The sequence below is a fragment of the Arthrobacter sp. FB24 genome (assembly GCF_000196235.1).
In the GTDB taxonomy this organism is placed as follows: domain Bacteria; phylum Actinomycetota; class Actinomycetes; order Actinomycetales; family Micrococcaceae; genus Arthrobacter.
In genome coordinates this window covers 407,889-431,218 of the sequence record NC_008541.1, presented here as the reverse complement: position 1 = coordinate 431,218, position 23,330 = coordinate 407,889, and the positions used below count along the sequence as shown (strand labels likewise).

General features: G+C 67.3%; 20 protein-coding genes and 3 tRNA genes. 6 read left to right on the top strand and 17 right to left on the bottom strand.

Translation table 11 applies throughout. The annotated features are described in order from the left end of the window. Positions 1 to 26: 26 nt before the first annotated feature. The 11 genes from ARTH_RS02075 to ARTH_RS02025 all read right to left on the bottom strand — a co-directional run bounded on the left by ARTH_RS02075 (position 27) and on the right by ARTH_RS02025 (position 9,869). Positions 27 to 1,598: a glycoside hydrolase family 32 protein gene (locus ARTH_RS02075; RefSeq protein ID WP_011690274.1), complete on the bottom strand. Its 1,572-nt coding sequence runs from the start codon at positions 1,596 to 1,598 to the stop codon at positions 27 to 29. Further along, positions 1,595 to 2,719 (bottom strand): ABC transporter ATP-binding protein, encoded by a 1,125-nt coding sequence (locus ARTH_RS02070; protein WP_011690273.1) that lies wholly within the window; start codon positions 2,717 to 2,719, stop codon positions 1,595 to 1,597. The genes ARTH_RS02075 and ARTH_RS02070 overlap by 4 nt, the downstream gene beginning before the upstream one ends. After that, complete coding sequence (locus ARTH_RS02065; RefSeq protein ID WP_011690272.1) at positions 2,716 to 3,651, bottom strand: ABC transporter ATP-binding protein; 936 nt, start codon at positions 3,649 to 3,651, stop codon at positions 2,716 to 2,718. The genes ARTH_RS02070 and ARTH_RS02065 overlap by 4 nt, the downstream gene beginning before the upstream one ends. Beyond that, the gene (locus ARTH_RS02060; protein WP_083812731.1) at positions 3,648 to 4,613 is read right to left on the bottom strand and encodes an ABC transporter permease; all 966 of its coding nucleotides are present in this window, start codon (positions 4,611 to 4,613) and stop codon (positions 3,648 to 3,650) included. The genes ARTH_RS02065 and ARTH_RS02060 overlap by 4 nt, the downstream gene beginning before the upstream one ends. Positions 4,614 to 4,706: 93 nt before the next feature. Then, positions 4,707 to 5,684: an ABC transporter permease gene (locus ARTH_RS02055; protein ID WP_011690270.1), complete on the bottom strand. Its 978-nt coding sequence runs from the start codon at positions 5,682 to 5,684 to the stop codon at positions 4,707 to 4,709. 157 nt (positions 5,685 to 5,841) lie between these two features. After that, positions 5,842 to 7,521, bottom strand: a complete 1,680-nt coding sequence (locus ARTH_RS02050) for an ABC transporter substrate-binding protein (RefSeq protein ID WP_011690269.1) — start codon at positions 7,519 to 7,521, stop codon at positions 5,842 to 5,844. Positions 7,522 to 7,599: 78 nt separating this feature from the next. Then, positions 7,600 to 8,616: a LacI family DNA-binding transcriptional regulator gene (locus ARTH_RS02045; RefSeq protein ID WP_043430236.1), complete on the bottom strand. Its 1,017-nt coding sequence runs from the start codon at positions 8,614 to 8,616 to the stop codon at positions 7,600 to 7,602. 305 nt (positions 8,617 to 8,921) lie between these two features. Beyond that, complete coding sequence (locus ARTH_RS02040) at positions 8,922 to 9,389, bottom strand: universal stress protein (RefSeq protein ID WP_011690267.1); 468 nt, start codon at positions 9,387 to 9,389, stop codon at positions 8,922 to 8,924. A 113-nt stretch (positions 9,390 to 9,502) separates the two neighbouring features. Next, a tRNA-Phe gene (locus ARTH_RS02035) sits at positions 9,503 to 9,578 on the bottom strand. Between the two features lie 48 nt (positions 9,579 to 9,626). Next, positions 9,627 to 9,700, bottom strand: a tRNA-Asp gene (locus ARTH_RS02030). 96 nt (positions 9,701 to 9,796) lie between these two features. Beyond that, positions 9,797 to 9,869, bottom strand: a tRNA-Glu gene (locus ARTH_RS02025). A 172-nt stretch (positions 9,870 to 10,041) separates the two neighbouring features. On the opposite strand from ARTH_RS02025, the gene ARTH_RS02020 reads away from it, so the two are divergent. Further along, positions 10,042 to 11,061: a PHP domain-containing protein gene (locus ARTH_RS02020; protein WP_011690266.1), complete on the top strand. Its 1,020-nt coding sequence runs from the start codon at positions 10,042 to 10,044 to the stop codon at positions 11,059 to 11,061. Positions 11,062 to 11,101: 40 nt separating this feature from the next. Here the strand turns inward: ARTH_RS02020 and ARTH_RS02015 are convergent, their stop codons facing one another. Then, on the bottom strand, positions 11,102 to 11,704 hold the full coding sequence (locus tag ARTH_RS02015) for a LysE/ArgO family amino acid transporter (protein ID WP_043429276.1): 603 nt from the start codon (positions 11,702 to 11,704) through the stop codon (positions 11,102 to 11,104). A gap of 69 nt (positions 11,705 to 11,773) precedes the next feature. Here ARTH_RS02015 and ARTH_RS02010 point away from each other — a divergent pair, with 69 nt between their 5' ends. Then, positions 11,774 to 12,655, top strand: coding sequence for an ArgP/LysG family DNA-binding transcriptional regulator (locus ARTH_RS02010; RefSeq protein ID WP_011690264.1), 882 nt, complete (start codon positions 11,774 to 11,776; stop codon positions 12,653 to 12,655). A gap of 40 nt (positions 12,656 to 12,695) precedes the next feature. Here ARTH_RS02010 and ARTH_RS02005 read toward each other — a convergent pair whose 3' ends face one another. Continuing rightward, a complete protein-coding gene (locus tag ARTH_RS02005; protein ID WP_011690263.1) occupies positions 12,696 to 13,043 on the bottom strand; it encodes a VOC family protein in 348 nt (115 codons plus the stop codon). A gap of 184 nt (positions 13,044 to 13,227) precedes the next feature. On the opposite strand from ARTH_RS02005, the gene ARTH_RS02000 reads away from it, so the two are divergent. From ARTH_RS02000 to ARTH_RS01985, 4 genes are all read left to right on the top strand, one after another. Continuing rightward, positions 13,228 to 14,223: a DMT family transporter gene (locus ARTH_RS02000; protein WP_011690262.1), complete on the top strand. Its 996-nt coding sequence runs from the start codon at positions 13,228 to 13,230 to the stop codon at positions 14,221 to 14,223. Between the two features lie 9 nt (positions 14,224 to 14,232). Further along, positions 14,233 to 14,661 carry a metallopeptidase family protein gene (locus ARTH_RS01995; RefSeq protein WP_011690261.1) on the top strand — a complete coding sequence of 143 codons (429 nt, stop codon included), beginning with the start codon at positions 14,233 to 14,235 and terminating at the stop codon, positions 14,659 to 14,661. 14 nt (positions 14,662 to 14,675) lie between these two features. Further along, positions 14,676 to 15,602 (top strand): cation diffusion facilitator family transporter, encoded by a 927-nt coding sequence (locus ARTH_RS01990; RefSeq protein ID WP_011690260.1) that lies wholly within the window; start codon positions 14,676 to 14,678, stop codon positions 15,600 to 15,602. Positions 15,603 to 15,957: 355 nt separating this feature from the next. Further along, positions 15,958 to 17,400 carry a C40 family peptidase gene (locus tag ARTH_RS01985; protein ID WP_011690259.1) on the top strand — a complete coding sequence of 481 codons (1,443 nt, stop codon included), beginning with the start codon at positions 15,958 to 15,960 and terminating at the stop codon, positions 17,398 to 17,400. 47 nt (positions 17,401 to 17,447) lie between these two features. Here ARTH_RS01985 and ARTH_RS01980 read toward each other — a convergent pair whose 3' ends face one another. The 4 genes from ARTH_RS01980 to ARTH_RS01965 form a co-directional block, all read right to left on the bottom strand. Further along, entirely contained in the window at positions 17,448 to 18,308 is an 861-nt protein-coding gene (locus tag ARTH_RS01980) for an ABC transporter permease (RefSeq protein WP_043429274.1), read from the bottom strand. A gap of 19 nt (positions 18,309 to 18,327) precedes the next feature. Next, positions 18,328 to 19,296, bottom strand: a complete 969-nt coding sequence (locus ARTH_RS01975) for an ABC transporter ATP-binding protein (protein ID WP_011690257.1) — start codon at positions 19,294 to 19,296, stop codon at positions 18,328 to 18,330. Then, positions 19,293 to 20,447 (bottom strand): LolA family protein, encoded by a 1,155-nt coding sequence (locus ARTH_RS01970; RefSeq protein WP_011690256.1) that lies wholly within the window; start codon positions 20,445 to 20,447, stop codon positions 19,293 to 19,295. The genes ARTH_RS01975 and ARTH_RS01970 overlap by 4 nt, the downstream gene beginning before the upstream one ends. Before the next feature lie 106 nt (positions 20,448 to 20,553). Next, a complete protein-coding gene (locus tag ARTH_RS01965; RefSeq protein WP_011690255.1) occupies positions 20,554 to 23,277 on the bottom strand; it encodes a PEP/pyruvate-binding domain-containing protein in 2,724 nt (907 codons plus the stop codon). Positions 23,278 to 23,330 lie beyond the last annotated feature (53 nt).

Here is a 23,330-nt window from a genome sequence, read left to right as displayed (position 1 = left end):
ACGGAGCAATCGACGGTGTGGGGCTCCTACGGGAACAGCGGGCGCGGGGCGCCGAAGACTCCTTCCATCCGCCAGGCGTCCAGCTGCAGCAGCCGGACTGTACCGGCGGCGGACAGCCTTACGTTTTCCCCGCCGAGCGTCGGATAGGCCCGGGCCGTGAGCGGTTTGCCGTTGGCGAAGATCTCCAGCGCCGAGCGGTCCACCAGCACGCGGAGGTGCAGTTTTCCGCCGGGCAGCTGCACCGGGCCGGACTTTTCCTCCGCGTCCACGGTCCGGTCCAGGCTGCTGTTCACGCGGTCCAGGAGCACATAGGACTGCTCGGAGCCGCCGCTGCCCACGGTGTAGCCGACCTCGATGACTGTTTCTTCCGCCCCGGCCGGCACACCGTCAGGGCCTCCTGGGCCGGAGCCAAGCACGCCCAGCCGGAAGACGCTCCCGGGCTCCAGTTCCAGGTCAAGCTCCAGGTCCAGCTGGTTCCCGGACACCCCGGCCAGGACCTCGCCGGTGCCCACCGTTCGGGGACCGGTCCGGACGTGGTCGCGCCGCAGCAGCTCCACCTCCGGCACGGGAGCGAAGGCCAGCCCGCCGTGGGCATCCAGGGAGGCCACCCGCGGCAGGCTCATCACGCCGGACCAGCCGGCTTCCACCATGGCGCCATCCGTTCTGCCCTCCTGCAGCCAGCCGAACATGACCCGGCGGCCGGACTCGTCCGCGAAGGACTGCGGGGCGTAGAAGTAGCGGCCGCCGTAGTCCAGCCGGTGGAGTTCGCGCGGCGTGTAGGAATCCCCGGCGTAACTGCCGGTCCAGTACAGCGGGTGGCGGGTATCGCCGTCGTGCCAGGCCGAAAAGACGAGCACGTCCGTGCCCGGCGTCTGGGATTCCAATGCCCTATCCCCCAGAATCCCGTCGCCTGCGCGGAACAGGTCCACGCATTCCCACATGGTGCCCTGCCAGTTAGTGGCTGCCGGGTCTCCGGAGGACGCGTCGCCGATGACCAGCGGGCCGATGTAGTCCCAGCGCCGGAGATCCGCGGATTCGTAGAGGAACGCCGTGCCGCCGCGCCCGCGGATGCCGGATCCCACGAGCTGGCGCCAGCGCGTGCCTTCCCGCCAGACGCAGTGGTCGCGGTAGGCGGTGATGTCCACGCCGGCCGGCGGCGCCGGGATCACCGGGTTTTCCGGGGCTTTGGTCCAGTTCACGAGGTCCGGCGAGCCGACCGCGACGCAGGGCAGTTCGCTGCCGCCGTGCCGTCCGGAGTACACCAGGGTGGGCGTCCCGCCGTCGTTCACCAGCACACCGGACCAGCAGCCGTCGGCATCCGGACCGCCGGAAGGCTCCAGTGCCACGGGCTGGTCGGTCCAGTGGACCAGGTCCGGGCTGGTGGCGTGCCCCCACAGGATGCGGTGGTGGAAGGCTCCCTCCGGGTTGTACTGGTAGAAGAGGTGGTAAGTCCCGCTCCACTGGGCCACACCGTTGGGATCGTTGAGCCAGCCGGCGGGCGAGACAAAGTGGAAGCGCGGGCGGAGCGGGTCCGCCTCGGCCCGCGCCACGAGTTCGTTCCGCGGCACCGTGGCCAAAGGATGGGTCATTTCGGTCATGAGGAAGCCTTGTTTTCTGTGCGGGATCCGTCCGTTGGCGGCGTCTCCGGTGTTTCGAGGGGCTCGGCGGACAGGGCGTGGCTTGCCGCAGTGGCCGGCGGCCGGTAAAGGTGGCAGCGCACCCAGTGCTCATTTGCGGGATCGCCCACACGGTGCCGGACGGGTTCGGTGGCGGAACAGCGCTGCTCCGGGTCGCCGTCGAACGCGCACGACGCCGACTCCATCACCGCTGCGCGCAGTGCCGCCCGTTCGCGGGGATCGTAGGATCCGGTCCGGGCGGGATCCGGCACCGCCGAGACCAGCAGCCGGGTGTACGGGTGGCCCGGGTTGGCCAGCAGGTCCAGCGATTCACCTTCCTCAACCAGCTCCCCGGCGAACATCACGGCGATCCGGTCCGCCAGGTAGCGTGCGGAGGCGAGGTCGTGGGTGATGTAGAGCATGGAGATCCCCTGCTTGTCCCGCAACTGGCGCATCAGGTTGAGGATGCCGATCCGCACGGAAACGTCCAGCATCGACGTGGGTTCGTCCGCGAGGATCACTTCTGGTTCCACCGCGAGCGCCCGGGCGATGGCCACGCGCTGCCGTTGCCCGCCGGAAAGTTCATGCGGGTAGGAGTTGAGCATGTCCGGAGTGAGGCCCACAGTGGTCATCAGCCCATCCAGGCGGGTGCGCAGCTGCGCCGGGGTCCCGGCCTTGCCGTGCAGGGTGAGCGAGCGGGTGAGGAAGTGCTCGATCCGGTGGACGGGGTTGAGTGAGCCGAAGGGGTCCTGGAACACCATCTGCAGCTGCGAACGGTATTCCCTTGAGGCCTGGAAACGGTCCCTTTTTAGCACGTCCGTGCCATTAAGCAGGATCTGGCCGGCGGTGGGCTTCTCCAGCCGTGCGATGCAGCGGGCCAGCGTGCTCTTGCCGGATCCGGACTCGCCCACCAGCGCCACGATCTCACTTTTCCTGATGGCAAGGTCCACGCCGCCGAGGGCGCGCACCGAGGCCCGTGAGAACAGCCCGCCGCTGTGGAAATCCTTGACCAGGCCTTTCACCGCCAGGGCGGGAGTGTCGCCGTGCCCCCGGTCCTGGCTCTTAGGTGCCGGTGCCGGCCGTGCTGATACCGGGGTGCTCATGGCTGTGCTCCTTGGAGGGCGGGAACGGGGGAAACGAAGTGTCCGGGCGAGGCTTCCCGGAGATCGGCGATGTTGCTGAACTTGACGCCGTCGGCCAGGCCGGCCAGGGGAACCCGGGGTCCGGTGAGCGGAGGGAACGCGCCCATCAGGGCCTGGGTGTAGGGGTGCAGCGGGGCGGCGTGGATGTCCTTGGCCTTGGCCGTCTCCACGATCCGGCCGCCGTACATGACGGCCATCCGGTGCGAGAGCTCCACCATGAGGGACATGTCGTGCGTAATGAACAGGACGGAGAACCCCAGTTCGCGCTGCAGCTCCTTGATCTGCGCCATGATCTCCTGCTGCACCACCACGTCCAGGGCGGTGGTGGGTTCATCCAGGATCAGCAGGGAGGGCTTGAGGGCCACGGCCATGGCAATGACAGCGCGCTGCCGCATACCGCCGGAGAGCTGGTGCGGGTAGGACTTCAGCCGGGCGGGGTCGATCCGCACGAGTTCCAGCAGTTCGGCTGCCCGCCGCAGCGACTCCTTCCGGGTGTAACCCGCGTGGGTGGTGTAGATGTCTATGATCTGGTCCCCGATGGTCATCACCGGATTCAGCGAGTTCATGGCGGACTGGAACACCATGGCCACGTCCTGCCAGCGGAAGCGGCGCAGCTCTTCCGGGCCCATGGCCAGGACGTCTTTGCCGCCGAAGCGGATGCTGCCCGCGGCGATCTCCGCCGGGTCGCGCAGCAGCCGCATGATGGCGTTGGCGATGGTGGATTTGCCGCAGCCGGACTCCCCGGCCAGGCCGAAGATTTCGCCGGTGCCGATGCTGAAGGAGACGCGGTCGACGGCGGTGGTGGAGCGGGTGTCGCCGCGGTACTTCACGGTGAGGTCCTTGATTTCCAGAACCGGTTCGTGGGAACCGAAGGAGGTCTGGGAAACGGTCATGCCGATGCTCGCTTTCCGGATTGTGCGGGCTTGCGGGCCGGCTTGGCTGCCCCGGGCTTCTGTATTTTCCTCAGCTGTATTTTCCGCAGGCGCGGGTTGGTAACCTCGTCCACCGCGTAATTGATCAGCGACAGCGAGAACGCCACCAGCGCGATGCACAGGCCGGATGGCACAAACACCCACCAGCTGCCCGTGAGCAGTGCGCCTTCGTTGCCGGCCCAGTAGAGGTTGTTGCCCCAGGAGACCGTACTGACGTCCCCCAGGCCCAGGAACTCGAGGCCGGCCTGGGCTCCGATGCCGTAGATGATGCAGGCCAGGAGCGTTCCCATCACGATGGAGGCCATGTTGGGCAGGATTTCGCGGAACATGATCCGCAGGGGGCGTTCGCCGGTGACCACGGCAGCGGCTACGAAGTCCTTGGAACGGATGGACAGGGCCTGGGAGCGCAGCACCCGGGCCGAGCCCGCCCAGCCGGTCACCACCAGGACCAGGATCACCGTGCCCAGTCCCGGCGGAAGGAACGCGGCCAGGATCACCAGGAGCGGAAGTCCCGGGAGGAGCAGGAAGATGTTGGTGGTGAGGGAGAGGGCTTCGTCGATGAACTTGCCGAAGTAGGCCGAGGCCAGGCCCACCAGGATGCCGATGAACGTGGACGCGAAGCCGACGGTCAGGCCCACGAGCAGTGAGCTGCGCGCACCGTGGATGGTCAGGGCCAGGACATCCTGGCCCTTGGCCGTGGTGCCCAGCCAGAACTCGGCGTCGGGCTCCTGGGACGCCATGCCGGTGATCTTGGAGGGATTGTCCGGGTACAGCACCGGAGCAAGCAGCGCCAGGGCGATGAAAATGAACAGGATGGCCGCGCCGGTCATGGCCTTCTTGTTGGTGAGGAGCCCGTGCAGCAACGTGCGGTTGGGCCTGCGAACGGAGGCTCCGGGCGGGAGGCCGGTGCCGCCGTCGGGCATTCCTGCAGTGTTCCCGCCGGCGCCGCCGGCGAGGCTCTCCCCCGGGACGGTGGAGGCGGTGGTTGCGATCGAAGTGGTCATGGTCCGTCCTTCCTAGTTGGCGCGGACACGCGGGTCGAGGCGGACGTAGAGGATGTCCACCAGGAAGTTGGCCAGCAGCACGGCGGCGGTGATGGTCAGGAAGAGGCCCTGCATGAGCGGGTAGTCGAGCCCCTGCACGGCGTTGAGGAGCTGGTAGCCCACCCCCGGGTACGCGAACACCACCTCGGTCAGCAGCGCCCCGCCCACCACGAAGCCCAGGCTCATGCCGAAGCTGGTCACGGACGGGAGCATGGCGTTGCGGGCGGCGTAGCGGAACATGATCCGGCCGGGGCGCAGGCCCTTGGCTTCGGCCATGGTGATGTAGTCCTCGGCATTGGTGGCGATCATGGTGTTGCGCATGCCCAGCATCCAGCCACCCACCGAAACCAGCACGATGGTGAGGGCCGGCAGCACCAGGTGCATCCCGACGTCGGACATGAACTCCCAGCTGAAGCTGGGCTCAATGGTGTCGCTGAACGCGTGCCGGATGGGAAACCAGCCCAGCGTGACGCCGAAGAGGTACAGCGCGCCCATGGCGAGCCAGAAGTACGGGAAGGAGCCGATGAAGATCAGGATGGGAGGGAGCGCCGAGTCAATGGCGCCGCCACGCCGCCACGCGGCCAGGATGCCCAGCAGGTTGCCCACGACGGCGGCGATCACCAGCGCGGTTCCGCCCAGCAGGAGGGTCCACCCCACCTGCGAGGCAATCACTTCCGTGACCGGGGTGGGGAAACGGGAGATGGAGACGCCCATCTGGCCGGTGACCATGTTGTGCAGGTAGTCGACGTATTGCTCCCAGATGGGCCGGTCGTCGACGCCGAGCAGCTTGCGCAGCGCCTCGATCTGTTCGGGCTGCATGCGGTCCTGGGTGCGGGCGAACATGCGGGATACGGGGTCCCCCGGCATAAAGCGCGGGAGCAGGAAGTTCAATGTGATGGACACCCAGAAGGCGATCAGGTAGAAACCCAGGCGGCGCAGGATAAAGCGCACGGTTTCCCTCCATTCAGGAATTGCAGAGATGGGGGCCCGTTACCTAGGGCCCCAAGCGAGCTTGCGAACTTGGGGAGGTAACGGGGAAGGGCGCACACCCGGCGCCGGAAACAGCGCCGGGCGTGCGGTCTGGGACGGCCTCGGAGGGGCCGGGGCCTTACTTGGCCGGTTCCAGCGACGTCAGGACCAGCACCGTGGTGGGGGCGCGGACCGACAGGGTGGCGTAAGGGTTCTCTTCCGTGGGCCAGCCGGTGAACCGGGTGTTGTTGTAGGCGCCCCATTCCGGGCCGGCGAACAGCGGGACGGTCGGGGCAACCGCGCTGTACTCCTCCTGGAGCTTGTCCGCGATCTCGTGCTGCGTGTCCTCGTCAGCGGCAGCGGCGAACTCGGTCAGCAGGGCGTCGGCTTTGGGATCGCCGAAGCGGTGGTAGTTCTCAAAGGCCTTCTCCCCTACCGGCTTCACCGTGCTGGTGCCCATGATGCCCGCGAAGTACTTGTACGGGCTGGGATCGTTGGCGCTCCACACGATGCCGGAATCGAAGTCACCGGTCTCGTAGCCTGCCACCACGGCAGCCCAGTCCGGGGAATCAACCTTGGCCGTGACGCCCACCTCGGCGAGGTTCTGTGCGATCACGTTGGCCACGGACAGCCAGTCGGAGGACGCCGCGCCCACCGAGATCTTGAACTCGAAGGGCTTGCCGTCCTTCAGCGTGCGCTTGCCGTCCGCGCCCTTGGCGTAACCGGCCTTGTCCAGGAGCTTGTTGGCCTCGTCGACGTTGAGCTTGGTCCACTCGCAGTCGTCCTGGACGGCTTTGTTCTTCCACGTTTCGTAGTTGCCGGAAAGTCCGGTGCAGTCCGCCGGCTTGGTGTAGCCGCTCATGCCGATCTTGGTCACCTGGTCCCGGTCCACTGCCATGCTGAGGGCCTTGCGGACGTCCGTGTCGTTGAACGGGGCCTTGGTGGTGTTGAGCTGCCAGTTGATCATGGACCCCGTGGGCGGGAACCAGTACTTCCGGTGGTCCGGGTCCTTGGAAATGAAGGTCTTCTCGATGTTGGGCATGTACTGCGGCGCCCAGTCCACGTCGCCGTTCGCGGCGGCGAGGTTGGCGCCGTCGTTCCCGGCGAAGGCGAGCATCTTGATGCCTGCGATCTTCTGCTTCTCCGGCTGCCAGTAGTTGGGGTTTTTCTTCAGCACGAAGGACTGTGCCTGGAAGGTGTCCACTTCGGTGTAGGGGCCCGTGCCAACGGGCTTTTCGTTGGCGTCCTTTTCGGGGTCGGCAATCTTGGACCAGACGTGGTCCGGAAGGATGCTCAGCTGGCCGAGGTCGAACAAGGCCGGGGACCAGGCGGTTTTGAAGCTGAACTTGACCTGGTTGGTGCCCTCGGCCGTAACGGTGTCCAGGTAGTCGTAGCCGCCCTTGATCTTCTTCTGCAGCGCGAACGTGGTGACCACGTCGGCAGGGACCAGGGGCTGGCCGTCGGACCACTTGACGCCGTCGCGGAGGGTGAAGGTGATGGACTTGCCGTCCTCTGCGGCTTTCCATTCGCTGGCCAGCCACGGAGTGGTGTCGCCGTTGGCCGGGTTGTAGATGAGCAGGGACTCGTAGATGGCCTGCTGGGTCATAGGTGCCACGGTGGGGGCGAACGGGTTGAAGTTCCGGACAAACGTGCCCATGTCCTCGCGGGGAATGGTCAGCAGAGCGGTCTGGGCCGAAGCATCAGCCTTCGCGGAACCGGTGTTGCCCGCGTTGGCGGAGCACCCGGTGAGCACCATGGCGCCCATGGCCAGTCCGGCCGCTGCGATGCGGGCAGACCTCAGGAATCGTGCTTGTGTCATGATGGGTATCTCTTTCCTCGTCTTCGCTGGTGAAGGTGAAGGTGTGGTTGGGGTTGCTGTTCAGTAGTTGATTTGCCGTCAGACTGAATAGCGTTCTAGCAGCGGACAGTCGACCATTTGCTGATGTGCAGTGATCGGCTGTCCGGCTGTAAGGCTTGCGAGTGTCTGGACACCCAGCGCACCCATCTCCTCGAAGGGCAACGCAACCGTGGTCAGCTTGGGCCTGAGGTAGGCCGCAATGAGTTCCTGGTTGTCGAAGCCGATCACGGCGATGTCTTGGGGGATGGCGAGCCCGCGCTCCTTGATGGCGTCGTAAGCGCCCATAGCCATCCGGTCGTTGAGGCAGAACAGGGCAGTTGGCCTGCCTGCCCCGGCCTGATATTTATCAAGAATTTCGCAGGCGGCCTCGTAGCCGCCATCCGCCGTTGCGTGTCCCGAGACGACGAGTTCAGGATCCAGCTCCAGCCCTGCTTCGGCCAGTGCTTCGCGGCACCCCTCCAAACGGCCGACGGCGGCGGGAATGTCCGGATCCAGGTTGATGACACCGATTCTGGTGTGGCCCGCTTGCAGCAAACGCTCGACGGCGACGCGGCCCCCGGCCCGCTCGTCAGGGACGACCGAGGGCAGCTTCCCGTCCGCGTCGAAGCAGTTGATCAGGACAGTGGGCACCTCGTTGGCGCTTTTGGGAACGTGCACGGCCCGGTGGTACGTGGCTGCGTAGAGAAGTCCTTCCACTCTTTGTTCCAGTAGCTTTTCAACGGCCGCGTCTTCCATGCCCTGGTTTGGTCCTGTTGCATCGGCCTGGTCGGAGGGCGCGATGAGCAAGAACCGGCGGGACAGCCAGGCCTGGTCCTGCGCGCCCTTGATGATGTCGACGGCGAACGGTGCCGTGACGATCTCTGTGACGATGCCATACCAGTCGCTGCGCTGCGACGCGAGGGCACGTGCACCCGCGTTAGGCCGGTAGCCGAGGGTCTGGACCGCTTCGAGGATGCGGTGCTTGGTCTCTTCCGAAATGCTGGCGTTCTCGCGGTTGCTCAGGACGAAGGAAACCGCGGTTCGGGACACGCCGGCGGCCTTGGCCACGTCCGCCATGGTGACGCCCCGGTGTGCGGGAGCGGCTTTGGGGACGGCAGGGGCCGACCGGGCCGGTGCGGCCGGACCCGACGCCGCTGCCTGTGTGCTCTTCGCCATTGAATGCTCCGAAAGTCTTGCCAGCGCTGGCCACCATGGTCAGCTGAAACCTATTTACTAACGCGCGTTACTTCGAGCGTGTGATTTAGGTTACGCGCGTTACTCCGATGCTGTCAACGACCAATTTTCGACGGCGGTCCCGGCCTCGGCGGATGACGGGCCGGCGCCGGCCCCAGGAGGGCGCTTGCCTCAGGAGGGCGCTGGCCTCAGGAGGGCGCGCCATCTTGCGGGTCGGCCCCGTGAACCACCATCACGGGACACTGGGCATGTTCCGCGCAGGCCGAACTGACCGACCCCAGCAAGAGTCCGGCAAAGCCGCCGTGGCCGCGGGAACCCACAACAAGCATCCGGGCGCTGCGGCTTTCCTCGATCAGGACGTAGGCCGCATGCCCCATGACCGTCCGCTGGGTGAGTCCTTGAGGGGGCTTATCGCCGAAGGCAGCAGAGAGCGCTTCCTTGAGGACCTCCCTGGCGCCTGCCTCGGGGTCCCAGTCCGACGGGGTGGACCAGCCGAATCCCGTATCAACCGGGAAGTGCCAGGCCGCAACGGCCGTAATGGTGGCGTCCAGGGCCGGAGCAATCCGGGCGGCCCAGCGCAGTGCTGCGACCGACATGGCGGAACCATCAACGCCGACGACGATCCGAGGTTTCTCTTGGCTTTGTGACGGGCCCATGCCTGAGGATAGCGCCGTCCGCGGAGCCGAACATCGGGCCGAAGGGCACTACCTTCGCGAAAGCCGCGATTAAAGAAGAAAAGCACCAGTTCCGAAGAACTGATGCTTCCCAGTGGTGGCTCCGACCGGCGTCGATCCGGTGACCTTTCGATTTTCAGTCGAACGCTCTACCAACTGAGCTACAGAGCCTAGGTGACATGTCACCTTGACGGCCGGAATTTCTTCTGGCAATCAGAGCGACCCTGACGGGACTTGAACCCGCGACCTCCGCCGTGACAGGGCGGCGCGCTAACCAACTGCGCTACAGGGCCTTGCTATTTTCTTGCTGTCTGCAGTATCGCTACTGCAATTTTTCAAGGCCTTTAGCCTACCAGACTTTTTTCTCCGGTTTGACCACATTCCTTGAGTACCCCCAACGGGATTCGAACCCGTGCCGCCGCCGTGAAAGGGCGGTGTCCTAGGCCGCTAGACGATGGGGGCCTGAACTCAATCCGGCTCTATCAGGGCAAAAATAAAGGGCCGAAGCCTTTCGTTTTTGTCCTTTCGAGTTGCTCCGAACTGGACTATAAAAGTGTAGGGCAGACCCCGGGAATATCCAAAATCGGCACCACGCTGCCGCAGGATCCGGTGCAGTGCGGTGCAAGATGGACTAATGGATGCCGTTGATGCCCTCAATGAGATCGCGTTTTGGCTGGAACGCGAGCTGGCCCCCACGTTCAAGGTCCAGGCCTTCCGGAAAGCGGCCGGGATCATCGGCGCCCTCGATCCGGGCGAGGTCGCGGCCCGGGCGCGCAACGGCCGGTTGAAGAGCATGAAGGGGATCGGGGACCGGACCTTCGAGGTGATCAGGCAGGCGGTGGACGGCGGTGTCCCCGACTACCTCGAGGGCCTGCGCCAACGCGGGCAGCAGCCGCTCGCGGAAGGCGGCACGGAACTGCACGCCGCCTTGCGCGGAGACCTGCACAGCCACAGCGACTGGTCCGACGGCGGGTCTCCGATCGAACTCATGGCCGATGCCGCCCGCACCTTGGGCCGGGAGTACCTTGCCCTGACCGACCACTCCCCCAGCCTCAAGATCGCCAACGGCCTGAGTGCCGACCGGCTTCGGGAACAGCTCGACGTCGTTGCGGACGTTAACGCCGACGGCGGCGGTTTCCGCCTGCTCGCCGGCATCGAGGTGGACATCCTGGAGGACGGGACCCTGGACCAGTCCCCGGACATGCTGGACCGGCTGGACGTTGTGGTGGCGAGCGTCCACTCGAAGCTGCGTTCCGACCGGCGCACCATGACCGCACGGATGATGGGCGCCATCAACGATCCCCACATGAACGTCCTCGGCCACTGCACCGGACGGCTGCTGCAGGGGTCCCGGGGAACGCGGCCCCAGTCGGAGTTCGATGCCGAACGGGTTTTCGCGGCATGCGCCGAGCAGGGTGTCGCCGTCGAAATCAATTCCCGTCCTGAACGGCAGGATCCGCCCGACGAGCTGATCCGGCTGGCCCTCGATGCCGGCTGCCTTTTCAGCATTGACAGCGATGCCCACGCTCCGGGCCAGCTGGATTTCCTGCAGTACGGCGCCGCCCGTGCGGCCTCGAACGGCGTGCCGGCCGAGCGGATCGTCAACACCTGGCCGCTGGACCGCCTGTTGGAGTGGTCCGGCGGCGGCACGTAACAGCCCGGAACTGACGGCCGGCCGGATGCTCAGACGGAACTCAGCTGACCAGAAGGGCGGCCATCGTCAGCATGACGGCGGCGATGACGGCATCGAGGATGCGCCATGCTTTCCGTCGCCGGAAGACCGGCGCCAGGAACCGTGCACCGACACCCAGGGCCGTGAACCAGGCGATGCTGGCCAGTCCTGCGCCGGCGGCGAACCACCACCGGCCGTCCGGGCCGTGCGTATTGGCCAGCGAGCCGAGCAGCAGCACGGTGTCGAGGTACACATGCGGGTTCAGCCAGGTGAAGGCCAAGCCGGTTCCCAGGACGGCCACCCAGCTGACAGCGCGAGCTGGTTCAAGCTGTCCAAGCACTTGCCCGCGGATGGCCCGCCAGGCGGCAAGGGCTCCGTAGCCCGCCAGGAAAGCGGCCCCCGCCCAGCGCACCACCTCGATCACGGCCGGCGCCCGTTCAATGACGACGCCGATGCCGGCCACGCCCAGCACGATCAGCACCAGGTCCGAGACGGCGCAGACCGCGATGACCAGCGCCACATGCGTGCGCTGGATGCCTTGGCGGAGGACGAAGGCATTCTGGGCGCCTATGGCGACAATGAGGGACAGCCCGCTGGCCAGTCCTGAGAGCACGGGAAGAATCACGCTTTCAACGGTATGAGGACTCTCCGCATGAAGCCAGTTAAAGATTCTTTGACTAGATAAGATCAGCTAATGATTGACATCCATCCGGATCAGGCGCGGACTCTCGCTGCCATCGTCTCGCAGGGGAGTTTCGACGCTGCCGCCAGCCACCTTTCCGTCACTGCCTCCGCCGTGAGCCAGCGCATCCGCGCGCTCGAGGTCGCCGTCGGCCGGCCCGTGCTGAGGAGGACGAGGCCCATCGAACTGACCGACTCCGGCCAGGCCGTGGTGCGGTTCGCCCGGCAGCTCGAAATGCTCTCGGCAGACCTCGCCGATGAACTGCAACCGGGGAATCCGCACCCGGACACCCGCCTCACGCTGGTGATCAACAGCGACTCGCTGCACACCTGGGCGCTGGCCGGGCTGGCCGCGGTGGCAGGCACGGTACAGCTCGAGATCCTGCGCGAGGACCAGGACTATTCGCTGGAGCTCCTTCGCAGCGGGGCAGCGGCGGCGGCCATCACTGCCACCGCCAAACCCGCCCCCGGCTGCACCTCGCGCCGGCTCGGCATTATGCGCTACCTCCCGGTATGCACCCCGGCCTTTGCCGGAACGTGGTTCGACGGCGGTGCGACGGCGGAGTCGCTGGCCACGGCTCCCGTCATCATCTTCGACCGCAAGGACGACCTGCAGGACCGGTACCTGCGCCGGTTCAGCCGAAAACCCGTGCAACCGCCGCGCCACTACGTGCCCGCGGCCCACGAGTTCGGCGAGGCAATCCGGCTGGGCATGGGGTGGGGACTGCTTCCCGAGCTGGAAATCGGCGACGACCTCGGCCAGGGCACGTTGCAGCTGATGGCTTCCAGGTCCTTCGTCGATGTCCCCCTGCACTGGCAGCAGTGGCGCTATGGTTCGGCCGTGCTGGACGGCGTGGCCGCGGCGATCCAGGGTGCTGCGCGCGTGCTGAGGTGAACGCTACAGACCCGAAGGCACTCCACCGCGGAGAGGGACGCTAGCACTGGCAGACCATCAGGGCGTTGCCGTCAGGATCCCGGAAGTTGAACCATTGCCCGTGCTGGATGTCCGCCGGATCGGCGCCCAGTTCAACCGCAAAAGTGTGCGCTGCCTGGACGTCTGGGGTGTCGAGATGAAAGGCGGGCACCTTGAAAACGACGTCCTGCGAATAAATCCTGCTGTCCAGGACGAGTCCGGTGCCCTCAACCGGCAGCACATAGAGGTGGCCGAAGAGGATCTCGCCGTCGGCCGGTACGCCCAGCAGCCGGCAGTACCAGTCCCTGGCCGCTTCCACGTCGCTGACCGGGACGAAGACGGTGCCAATTCTGGGCGTAATCGGATTCATGGAGCTCCTTCCCATCCCATGACCCGACAGCCAGGGATAGACGGTTTCGACCAGGTGGCTCGAGTCTAGATCGTGCGGGTCCGGACACGGGGTCTTTCGCAACGGGGAAACATTGGCAGGATCTCGACTAGACGTGGCTGATTTCCGCCAGCCCCACCGCTGCTGCAAGGACTAGATTGGCAGCATGGCAACCACCGCCGAATCCGGCCCCACGCCGTCCGCCGGCCCCCACGAAGGGTCTCCGCACGCCGCACCAGCACCGCAGCCCCCGTCACACGGCAACACCTCCGTGCCGCTTCCCTCCCCAGGCAAGACGCCGGTCAACAGGCTGGGCGTCGCCGCCGTCCTCGTCACCGTGGTCCTCTGGGCCTCCGCGTTCGTGGGCATCCGCGCCGTGGGCCCAAGCTTTTCACCCGGTTCCCTCACCCTGGGACGGCTGGCGATTGCCGCCGTCGTCCTCGGCCTGGTGGTGCTGCCCAAGCTGCGGATACTGCCCAAGGGCCGGGAGTGGTGGCCCATCCTCGCCTACGGCGTGATGTGGTTCGGCGGCTACAACGTAGCCCTCAACGCCGCCGAGCACCTGCTGGACGCCGGCACTGCCGCGCTGCTGATCAACGTCAACCCCATCCTGGTGGCGGTGATGGCCGGCCTGCTGCTCAAGGAGGGTTTCCCGCGCTGGCTGATCATCGGGAGCCTGATAGCGTTCGCCGGCGTCGCGGTAATAGCGCTCAGTTCCGGACAGCGTTCGACGGCGGATGTGGCCGGCGTGCTGCTCTGCCTCCTGGCCGCTGTGCTCGCCGCCGTCAGCGTGATCATCCAGAAGCCGGTGCTGAGGAAGTTCCCCGCGGCCCAGGCCACCTGGTTCGGCATCATGGTGGGTGCAGTCTGTTGCCTGCCGTTCAGCGGCCAGCTGGTGGCCGAGCTGCAGCAGGCTCCGCCCCCGGCCACCCTGGGGCTGGTCTATCTGGGAATCTTCCCGACGGCGATTGCCTTCACCACGTGGGCGTACGCGCTGTCCCTCATCGACGCCGGGAAGCTGGCCGCCACCACGTATCTGGTGCCCGGCACCACCATCCTCATTTCCTGGCTGGTGCTCGGCGAAGTGCCCACTGTGTGGGGCCTTGTGGGCGGCGTGATCTGCCTGGTGGGAGTGGGGCTGACGCGGCGCAAATCCCGCTAGAGTCTTGGTATGCCCGCCAACCTGCCGCCCGGCCTGCCGATCGTCCCGGACGGGACGGACAACGACGCACCGTTCCCCATGACCGGGGCGGATTTCGAGTCGGCCGTCAGCGACGCCCTGGAGCGCATCCCGCCGGAGGTGGCCAAGGCCATGGACAACGTAGCCGTGTTCATCGAGGACGACTACGTCCCGCAGCCCGGCGAGGACCCGGAGACGGTACTGCTGGGGCTATACGAAGGCGTTCCGCTCACCGAGCGTGACGCCTGGTGGGGAGCGGGGTCGCTGCCGGACCGGATCACCATCTACCGCCAGCCCATCCTGGAAATCTGCTCCTCCCGGGAAGAAGTGATCCAGGAAGTGGCGGTCACCGTGACGCATGAGATTGCCCACCACTTCGGCATCAGCGACGAACGGCTGCACGAACTCGGCTGGGACTAGCTAGCCTTGTAGGCATGGGACACGACCACAGCCACGCTCACGGCATCTCTGCCACTGGCACGGGCAAGCACCGCAAGCGCCTGATCGCAGTCCTCGGCATCACCCTGGCAGTGGTCCTGATCCAGATCATTGGCGCCGTCATTTCCGGTTCCCTGGCCCTGCTCGCCGACGCCGGCCACATGCTGTCCGACGCCGCCGGCGTGTTCATCGCCCTGCTGGCCGCATGGATTGCCACCCGGCCCGCGAGCGACCAGCGGACCTATGGCTACCAGCGCGCCGAGGTCCTCGCCGCCCTGGCCAACGCGCTGGTGCTGATTGTCATTTCCGTGCTGATCTTCACCGAAGCCGTCCGGCGGATCGGCTCGGCTCCCGAAGTCCAGACCGACGTGATGCTCTACGCCGCTGTCCTGGGCGCCGTGGCCAACCTGGTGTCCTTGCTGATCCTGCGTAGCGCCCAGAAAGAGAGCCTCAATGTGCGGGGTGCCTACCTTGAGGTGCTCGGGGACCTGCTGGGATCGTTCGCCGTCATTGCCGCTGCCGTGGTGATCATGGTGACCGGCTTCCAGGCGGCGGACACCATTGCCTCCATGGTCATCGCCGTGATGATCCTTCCCCGGGCGTGGCACTTGCTCCGCGATGTGGTGGACGTGCTGCTCGAGGCCACCCCCAAGGGCGTCGAGGTCCAAATGATCCGCGAGCACATCCTGTCCGTGCACGGCGTGGTGTCCGTGCACGATATCCACATCTGGACCATCACCTCCGGCGTGCCCGTCTTCTCGGCGCACGTGGTGGTGGAGGACGCCGTTCTCAGCGCACGCGGGGCGGACCAGGTGCTGGACAAGCTCGCCACCTGCCTGGGCTCACACTTCGACACCGAACACTGCACCTTCCAGCTGGAGCCCGAGAGCCACTCCGAGCACGAGTCCCACCAGCACGCCTGAGCGGTAGCGCCCACGGAGGAGCTCACTTCGCGATGGAAGGCGTCTCCGGGGCGGACGTCGGTGAACGGGGCGGCATACGCGGGCGCCCCGCCGGCCTTCACCCTGCCGCTAGCGTGTCGGCTACCTGTTAAATCCCCTTTACTAAGTCCGTTTCCCCGACACGCCGCCGCATAATGTGACGAAATGACATTGTTGTTGTTTATGTTATTGATGTGACTAGTGTTGCCAAAGTTGCAGCTAGCCACGTAGCCTCGGGTGTGCTGGGTCTCCGCAGCGGGGCATTTACTTGTGACAATCACCGGTGAAAAATTCAATCTCCTCGCTCACTCCAGCCTGACTGTTGCGAGGTTACTTGATGGGTTTGACCGGATCCGGCCGCAAAGCGGCTGTGCTGTGCACCGCCGTCGTACTCCTCGGATCCCTCGCCCTGCCGGCCGGGGCTGCGCCACTTCCGCGGACCGCAGTGGCCGCCCTGAGCGTTCCGGCCTCACCGGAAATCCCCTCTCCCGAAGAGATCGCGGCAGCCAAAGCCAGCGAAAGCGCGACGGCGGACCAGGTCACCAGAATCGACCGCATCCTGGCGGACGCGGCCGCCGCCCAGGAAGCAAGCTTTGCCGCCGCCATGCAGGCCAACAATGCCTACGGCGATGCCCTGGTCACCTTGGCGATCCGCCGGGATTCAGCCACGCTCGCCTCAGCGAGGGCAGCCTCCGCCGAGGCTGAACAGGCAAAAACCCGCAAGCAGGTAGGACAGCTGGCCGGGGACCTGTACCGCAACGGCGGACTCAATCCGGCGCTGAGCACATTTGTCAGCGGTAACGGCGAAGTGTTGAAGCAGGCCGCCACACTGGAAGCCATCTCCGCAAGCCGCAGCCGGGCATTTGAGGCGGCCGAAAACGCCGCTTCGGCGGCCAAGTCCCTGACCGCCGCGGCGGACGACGCCAACCGCGCCGCAGATGACGCGGCCAGAACGGCGGAGGACCGCAAGGTTGAAGCCGAACGCGCCAACGCCGCCCAGGCGAAGGCCGTGTCCGAGGCGAAGGCCCAGCGGACCGTGCTGGTTGACCAGCTGGCAAACCTCAAGAACACTACGGTGGCACTCGAATCCGCCCGGGTCGATGCCCTGGACCGCCAGCGCGCCCAGGAACGGCTGGCTGCCGTCACCGCCGCCGCGGCCGCCCAGGCTGCGACGCAGGACTCCGCTGCACAGACCAGGCCCGCCGCACCGGCCCCGGCCGCACCCGCAGCACCCGCCCCGGCGCCGCCGGCACCTGCTGCCCCTGCGCCTGCGAATCCGGCACCGCCAGCACCAGCTCCTCCTGCACCGCCGGCTCCTGCGCCCGCACCCGCAGCACCCGAGCCAGTCACCCCCGCGCCGGTGGTCCCCGCGCCGGCACCAGCCCCCGTCCCTGCCCCGTCCCCCGGCGGCTCCAACCAGACCGCCATCTCGGTGGCACTCAGCAAGGTGGGATCACCGTATTTCTACAAGTACGGCGGCTCCGGCCCGCTCGGGTTCGACTGTTCCGGGCTGGTGCAGAACGCGTTCGCCGCTGCCGGCAAATACCTTCCGCGCACGGCGGCCCAGCAGTACGCCCAGGCACCCGTGCACGTGCCCCTCTCCCAGGCGCTGCCCGGTGACCTCCTGGTCTGGGGATCGGCCCCCGATTTCTATCATGTGGGGATCTACCTTGGCGGTGGCCGCGTGGTCCAGGCCCTCAACCCGGAGGATGGCATCACGGTGACGGACCTGGCCTGGATGGCTGGCATGCAGCTCCATCCCACCGTGGCCAGGTACTAGGACTGCCGGCACCGGAGCCGCCTCCGTGAGGATCGGACGCTCCGGGGCTAGGACAGAACGTCCTTCGTGATGAACCGGCCGTAGGCGAGTGCCCCGAAGACTGCGATGTAGCCGGCCTGCAGCAACGCGTTCCCTGCAAAGGAATCCCACGCAATGGGCTGTCGCAACAGGTCTGCAAAACCGAACCAGTAGTGGCTGAACAACCAGGGGTGCAGCCACTCCAGCTGGGGCAGCTCGCCCATTACCTGGGACACCACGGACGCCACGATGGTGGCCGCCATGGCGCCCACCGGGACATCCGTCAGGGTGGACAGGAAGAGCCCGACGGCGGACAACCCCAGCAGGGACACCGTCAGGTAGGCGGCTACGAGGGCCAGGCGCAGGACAGCCTCCTGGGCGGTGATCACGTCGCCCGACAGCAGCGTCACCGGTCCCACCGGAAACAGCGCAGCTCCAATGCCCGCGCCGGTCAGCGCCACCACCAACGGGGCCACGATGCAGAACGCAGCAGTGCCCGCATACTTGACCAGCAGCAAACGCACGCGTCCGGCCGGCGCCACGAGGAGATAACGCAATGTCCCCAGGCCCGCCTCGCCCGCGATCGTGTCCCCGGCCACCACGCCCACCGTCAGCGGCAGGAAAAGCGGCACACACACCAGCAGCGCCGTCACCCCCACGAACAGCCCGTTCTGGCTGATCCTGTCCAGGAAGGCAGGCCCGCGGCCTGGCGGGACAGCCGAGGAGACCCGGACGGCGACGGCCATCAGCACAGGCACGGCCGCAAGCGCCAACAGCATGGCCCAGGTCCGGCGCCGGCGGAAAAGTACACTCAGTTCAGAGGCAAGCAACGGCCATCCGGAGGACGCCTTGGCCGGTGCCGGCCCAAGGGCCGTATCGCTGGCGGTCACGGCGCCTGCGGCCGCATCTCTATTGGGCAATGTCGAACCCCTCCCCCGTCAGCGCCACAAAGCGGTCTTCCAAGCTGCCCTGTTCCACAGCGAAGCCGCGCACCCGCACCCCCGCAGCCACAAGGGCGGCTACCACGGCCTCAGGCTCCACGACCTCCCCTGACTTCCCGCCGTCGCCGTAAACCAGCGCTCCATTGCTCCGACCGCCTGCCGGGGACATTCCCAGCGTCGCGAACACACCCTCGGCCAGGCCGGCGTCGGGCGTGAGCAGGCGGATCCGCGTCTTGCCCGCGTCGCGCAGTTCAGCGAGCGTTCCCTGCGCCACCAGCCGCCCCGCACTCATGACCGCCGCGTGGGTGCAGATCTGCTCCACTTCGGCCAGCAGGTGGCTGGAGACGAAAACCGTGGCACCGTCCGCCGCGAGGGAACGAACCAGGGAGCGCACTTCCCGGGTTCCCTGCGGATCCAGCCCGTTGGTGGGCTCGTCGAGCACCAGCAGTTCCCGGGGCGAGAGGAGCGCGTTGGCGATGCCCAGGCGCTGTTTCATGCCGAGCGAATACGCGCGGACCTTCTTCCCGGCCGCGTGCGTCAGGCCCACGCGTTCCAGCGCGGCCTCCACCCGGGCACGCCGCGTTGAGGTTGCGGCATAGGGGTCTGCAGCATCGAGGCGCCGAAGATTGGCCGCCCCGGAAAGAAACGGGTAGAACGCAGGCCCTTCCACCAGGGCGCCCACGCGCGGCAGGACCTCGTGGAAGCGGTCCGGCATGGCGAGCCCCAGCACACTGACTGAGCCTTCCGTGGCTGCCGCTAGGCCCAGCATCATGCGGATGGTGGTGGTCTTGCCGGAGCCGTTCGGTCCCAGGAAACCAAACACGGACCCCTTCGGGACGGCCAGGTTCACACCGTCCACGGCCAACTGATGGCCGAATCTTTTGCTGAGGCCGCGCGTCTCTATGGCCAGTTCCACGCCCCGGCCTGCGGCTGTCACCTCGCGGCGGCAGCGGTCAGCAGGCGTTCCGCGGGAACAGACCCGACAAAGACGCGCCCGTCATCGGTCAGCAGCACATTCACGACGGCGGTGCTGAACAGCCGCCCGCCCGGCACCGCAACAGCCGCCTGCTGAAGCAGCGGATCGCTGGACACCATCGCCCCGGCTTCCGCCGACCCCGGGCTGGCGGGGAATTCAACCACGCTCTCCCAGCCGGTACCGGTCACTGTGGGCCGCGGGTGTCCGGTGCCCGGATCCCTGGAGCCGGGAACTGCCGCATCGGGAACCGCGCCGCCTTCCTTGGCGTGTCCGGGCCAGCTCTCCGTGCCATGGGCCGGCACTTCGATTTCCTTGACGGTGGCGCCCGGCGGCGGGCTGAAGGCGAACAGCGAGGCGTCCGGCGCCTGGAGCGACAAGGTGGTGAACGCCAGCTTGAACGCGGGTTCTTCCTGGCCGCGGGCCTTCAGTTCGACGCTGAGCGGCAGGCCGCTCTGGCCGTCAACGGCGATGGCAATCGAACCGATCAGGGTACCTTCGGTCCGAGGCGTGATCATCAGGTTGTATGCCGCCCGGCCCGCAACGGTGACCTCCGGAAGCACAGCAATTTCAGTCGTGGGATCAGCGGCGGCAAGCAGCCGTGCCGCCAGGTCCTCCGGCGTCGGCATCACACCGTCGGTGCCGGAACCCGGGTGCTTGAACTGGCTGAAATCGTTGTGCTTGCCGGCATCGGTGGGGAGGGTCAGGTGGGTGGCGGTGTTGTCCTTGGAGCTGTACAGCCACACCTGGTCTCCGCTGCGCACGGCATTGCGTTCAGCGAGGCGGTCCAGCACCTGGACCCGGACGTTGCTAGGTCCGTCCATGAAGACCCGCGCGGTGTGCGGGCCGCTCAGGAGTTCCAGGGCCGAGGCGGCGCCACTGCCGGCGGACGGCCCGGTCTTGGGCAGTTCCGGTAGGCCGATCTGGGAGGTCTGCTCCAGGGTCCCGGAGAGGGACGGAGCAGCGTGGTGCGCCACCATCGCCAGGACTTCTTCCGTCGTTTTGGCGGGCAGGGGGTCGCCTGCGCTTGCGGGAAGGGACCCGGCCAGCGCAGCGGCGGCAATAACGGCGGGCACGGCGGCGGCAGGCATCCACCGCAGCCACTTTCTGGTCATGACAACTCCGCTCCAACATCGCAGCTTATTGATTCCAGAGTACGCTCCGGACCCGCCCGGTACACCCCCTCGGGACATCGCCCGTCCTGCCGTGACGCGGGGACGCTCAGCCCGCAGCCGGCGCGACGGTGCCGGCCCCGCCGTCGAGCGTTATCACCTGGCCGGTGCTGATAGTGGAGGTGGCGTCCGGGACGCCAACGACGGCGGGAATTCCGTACTCCCGGGCCACCACCGCGCCGTGGGAGTTGGGGCCGCCCATTTCCATGACGAGTCCGCCGGCCGTGAGGAACAACGGCGTCCACCCGGGATCGGTTGACGGTGCCACCAGGATTTCTCCGGGCTCCAGTGCGGCGCCCTGCGGATCCAGGATGACGCGAGCCTTGGCAGTGACGGTTCCCGCCGATGCCGGCGTGCCGGACAGGAAACCGTCCTGGGCACCCGTCGCCGCAACCTGCAGCGCCTCGGGTTCCGTTCCGTCCGAAAGCAGCACCCGGGGAATGCGGCGGCGGGAGAGTTCGGCGTCGTAGGCCTCGCGGCGTTCCGCCACGGCCTCCCGTAGCGACGCCCCGGCCAGGCCCCGGTGCGCTTCGGCAAAGTTGAGGAAGAAGATGTCGTCGGCGTCGGCGATGCTGCCGGACGCGGCGAGCTCCGCCCCCACGGCCATGAGCTGCTTCCGGACCGAAGCCAGGCCTTCGACAATGTGGTACTTCGGCAGTTCGCGCAGCCCGGCAAACAGCCGGGTCCGCTTCAGCGCGCCCTGCACCATCCGGGCGCGCAGCCTTCCCGCCGGGCCCCCCTTGCTCCCCGCAACTGCCACCAGCCGCTCCATCTGGGCATCCGCCTCGCGGGCGGCCTTGGCAAACTGACGGTCCGGCGCCAGTGCAGGATCGTCGAGTTTGAGGTAGTTCGCCAGGACTCCGAGGATGTGCGCGGGGTCGTCGGACCAGCGCGGCATACCGAGGTCGATCTCCGCGACGGCCCGGTGGCCGTACCGTCCCAGGAAGCCCGCCAGCCCGGACTGCACGACGGCGGGAAGCCCGCCGTCGCTGTACCGCCGCGCCAGCTCAGGCGGGGAGGCCTCCTCGAAGATCGCGGCCGCCCCGGGGTGGGCGCGGATGTCCGTGGCAAGCTGCCACAGGGCCAGGTCCATTTCCGTGGTCACGTTGTTGGGGAGCCCGCGGAGAACGGCCTGCAACGCACCGGACTCCCCGCTCTGTCCGGCCAGCTTCCCGGCTACCGCCAGGAGCGCGAAGCCCAGGGCCGGCAGTGGCAGCACTGCCGGGACGATGGGGAAGAGCCCCTCGCTGAGGATACGTTCGGCATGGTTCAGCCGTTCCGCCGGCGTGGCGGTGGCCGGAACCACGAGGGCAGCCCGGTGCCGTGCGCCGAAGGCGTCCACGCGGCGGAGGGCCGCTTCCGGCCGAAGCAGCGCCCGGAGCAGCGACTCCGGGACCTTCGCCCTGGCCGCCACCGGCAACACGTGCCGGAGGAGCCGCCACGGGGACCTGATGGTCACCGAAAACTGCGGGTCGGCGAACAGCCTGCGGAGCACCGTGGCGGACCTGGCCTCCATGATGTCGAAGACGCGGGGCACGATGACGCGTCCCGCGCTGCTGCGGACCACCGGCGTGAGGTCAACGAAAAGCCGCTGCCCTGCCTGCCGGTAGGGTGCAGGACCGTTGCGCGGCTCGGGCACGTCGAAGCCGGCCGCACGGGCGACGGAGGACGCGATCAGCCGGAAACCGGCCAACCCCATCGGGGTGAGGGGGCGTGTCAGCCCCTGGGCGAGGCTGAAGCACAGAAAGACGCGTGTTCCCTCCGGCTCCGGCAGGTCGGGACGGGCGTCCGGCAGCGGATACAGCGTGGTGATGGGCCGGGACTGCACCAGCCAGAGCTTGTCCGCGGCGTCGACGGCCCATTCGATGTCCTGCGGCGCCTCGTAGTGCCGTTCCGCCCGGGCGCCCAGCGCGGACAGTTCCCGAAGCTGGGCATCACTGAGGGAAGGAGCGGAATCCGGTGCCAGAATGATCCGCTCGGTGCCGCCTCCGTGAAGCGGCCTGATGGCGATTCCCTTATCCCCGGGCTGCCGTAGCAGGATCTCGCTGGTGGCCGAGTCCACCACGAAGTGGTCCGGATTCACCGCTCCGGAAACCACCGCCTCGCCCAGCCCGGGACTGGCATCGATAACTGCCTCATGGCGCCGTCCCGTCACCGGGTTCGCGGTGAACAGGACGCCCGCCACGGTGGCAGCCACCATGCGCTGGACCACCACCGCGAGCGCCACTGTTGACGGGTTAATCCCGTGTGTGGCCCGGTAGGCCACCGCCCTGTCCGTCCAGAGCGACGCCCAGCACTGCCGGACCGCCGAAAGGACAGCGTCGGCGCCCACCACATTCAGGTACGTGTCCTGTTGCCCGGCGAAGCTCGCGAAGGGCAGGTCCTCGGCCGTCGCCGAAGACCTCACGGCCACCGGAACGTCCGTCCCCATCGCGGCATAGGACTTCCGGACCGCACTGGCAATCTCCGGCGGAATGTCCGCGCGCAGGATGAGCTCCCGTGCCCGGGCGGCCAGCCCGGCCAGGGCCGCCAGCTCATGGGGTCCGGTGGCGGCCAGCGCGCCGTGCACGTCTTCGAGCCCTGCCGGACCCACCGCCCGCCGGTAGGCGTCAGTGGTCAGGCAGAAGCCCGGCGGCACGGGCAACCCGGCGCGAGTGGTTTCGCCCAGGTTGGCGGCTTTGCCGCCCACCCGTAGCAACATTCCGGCGTCGATGTTCGCCAGGTTCAGCACCAGCCCGTCCGCCGACGCGTCCGGAGTGTTGGCCTGGTTCACCGCTGGCCTCCTGGGGAATGCGCCGGACGGAGTGACTGGAAAGTCGGGATAGG

Coding starts and splice junctions, on each gene's coding strand:
- ARTH_RS02000 (WP_011690262.1), top strand. CDS start 13,228: ATGGCAACCACCGCCGAATCCGGCCCCACGCCGTCCGCCGGCCCCCAC.
- ARTH_RS01990 (WP_011690260.1), top strand. CDS start 14,676: ATGGGACACGACCACAGCCACGCTCACGGCATCTCTGCCACTGGCACG.
- ARTH_RS01995 (WP_011690261.1), top strand. CDS start 14,233: ATGCCCGCCAACCTGCCGCCCGGCCTGCCGATCGTCCCGGACGGGACG.
- ARTH_RS02010 (WP_011690264.1), top strand. CDS start 11,774: ATGATTGACATCCATCCGGATCAGGCGCGGACTCTCGCTGCCATCGTC.
- ARTH_RS02020 (WP_011690266.1), top strand. CDS start 10,042: ATGGATGCCGTTGATGCCCTCAATGAGATCGCGTTTTGGCTGGAACGC.
- ARTH_RS02045 (WP_043430236.1), bottom strand. CDS start 8,616: ATGGCGGACGTGGCCAAGGCCGCCGGCGTGTCCCGAACCGCGGTTTCC.
- ARTH_RS02060 (WP_083812731.1), bottom strand. CDS start 4,613: ATGCCCGACGGCGGCACCGGCCTCCCGCCCGGAGCCTCCGTTCGCAGG.
- ARTH_RS02070 (WP_011690273.1), bottom strand. CDS start 2,719: ATGAGCACCCCGGTATCAGCACGGCCGGCACCGGCACCTAAGAGCCAG.
- ARTH_RS02005 (WP_011690263.1), bottom strand. CDS start 13,043: ATGAATCCGATTACGCCCAGAATTGGCACCGTCTTCGTCCCGGTCAGC.
- ARTH_RS01985 (WP_011690259.1), top strand. CDS start 15,958: ATGGGTTTGACCGGATCCGGCCGCAAAGCGGCTGTGCTGTGCACCGCC.
- ARTH_RS02075 (WP_011690274.1), bottom strand. CDS start 1,598: ATGACCGAAATGACCCATCCTTTGGCCACGGTGCCGCGGAACGAACTC.
- ARTH_RS02050 (WP_011690269.1), bottom strand. CDS start 7,521: ATGACACAAGCACGATTCCTGAGGTCTGCCCGCATCGCAGCGGCCGGA.
- ARTH_RS02065 (WP_011690272.1), bottom strand. CDS start 3,651: ATGACCGTTTCCCAGACCTCCTTCGGTTCCCACGAACCGGTTCTGGAA.
- ARTH_RS01970 (WP_011690256.1), bottom strand. CDS start 20,447: ATGACCAGAAAGTGGCTGCGGTGGATGCCTGCCGCCGCCGTGCCCGCC.
- ARTH_RS02040 (WP_011690267.1), bottom strand. CDS start 9,389: ATGGGCCCGTCACAAAGCCAAGAGAAACCTCGGATCGTCGTCGGCGTT.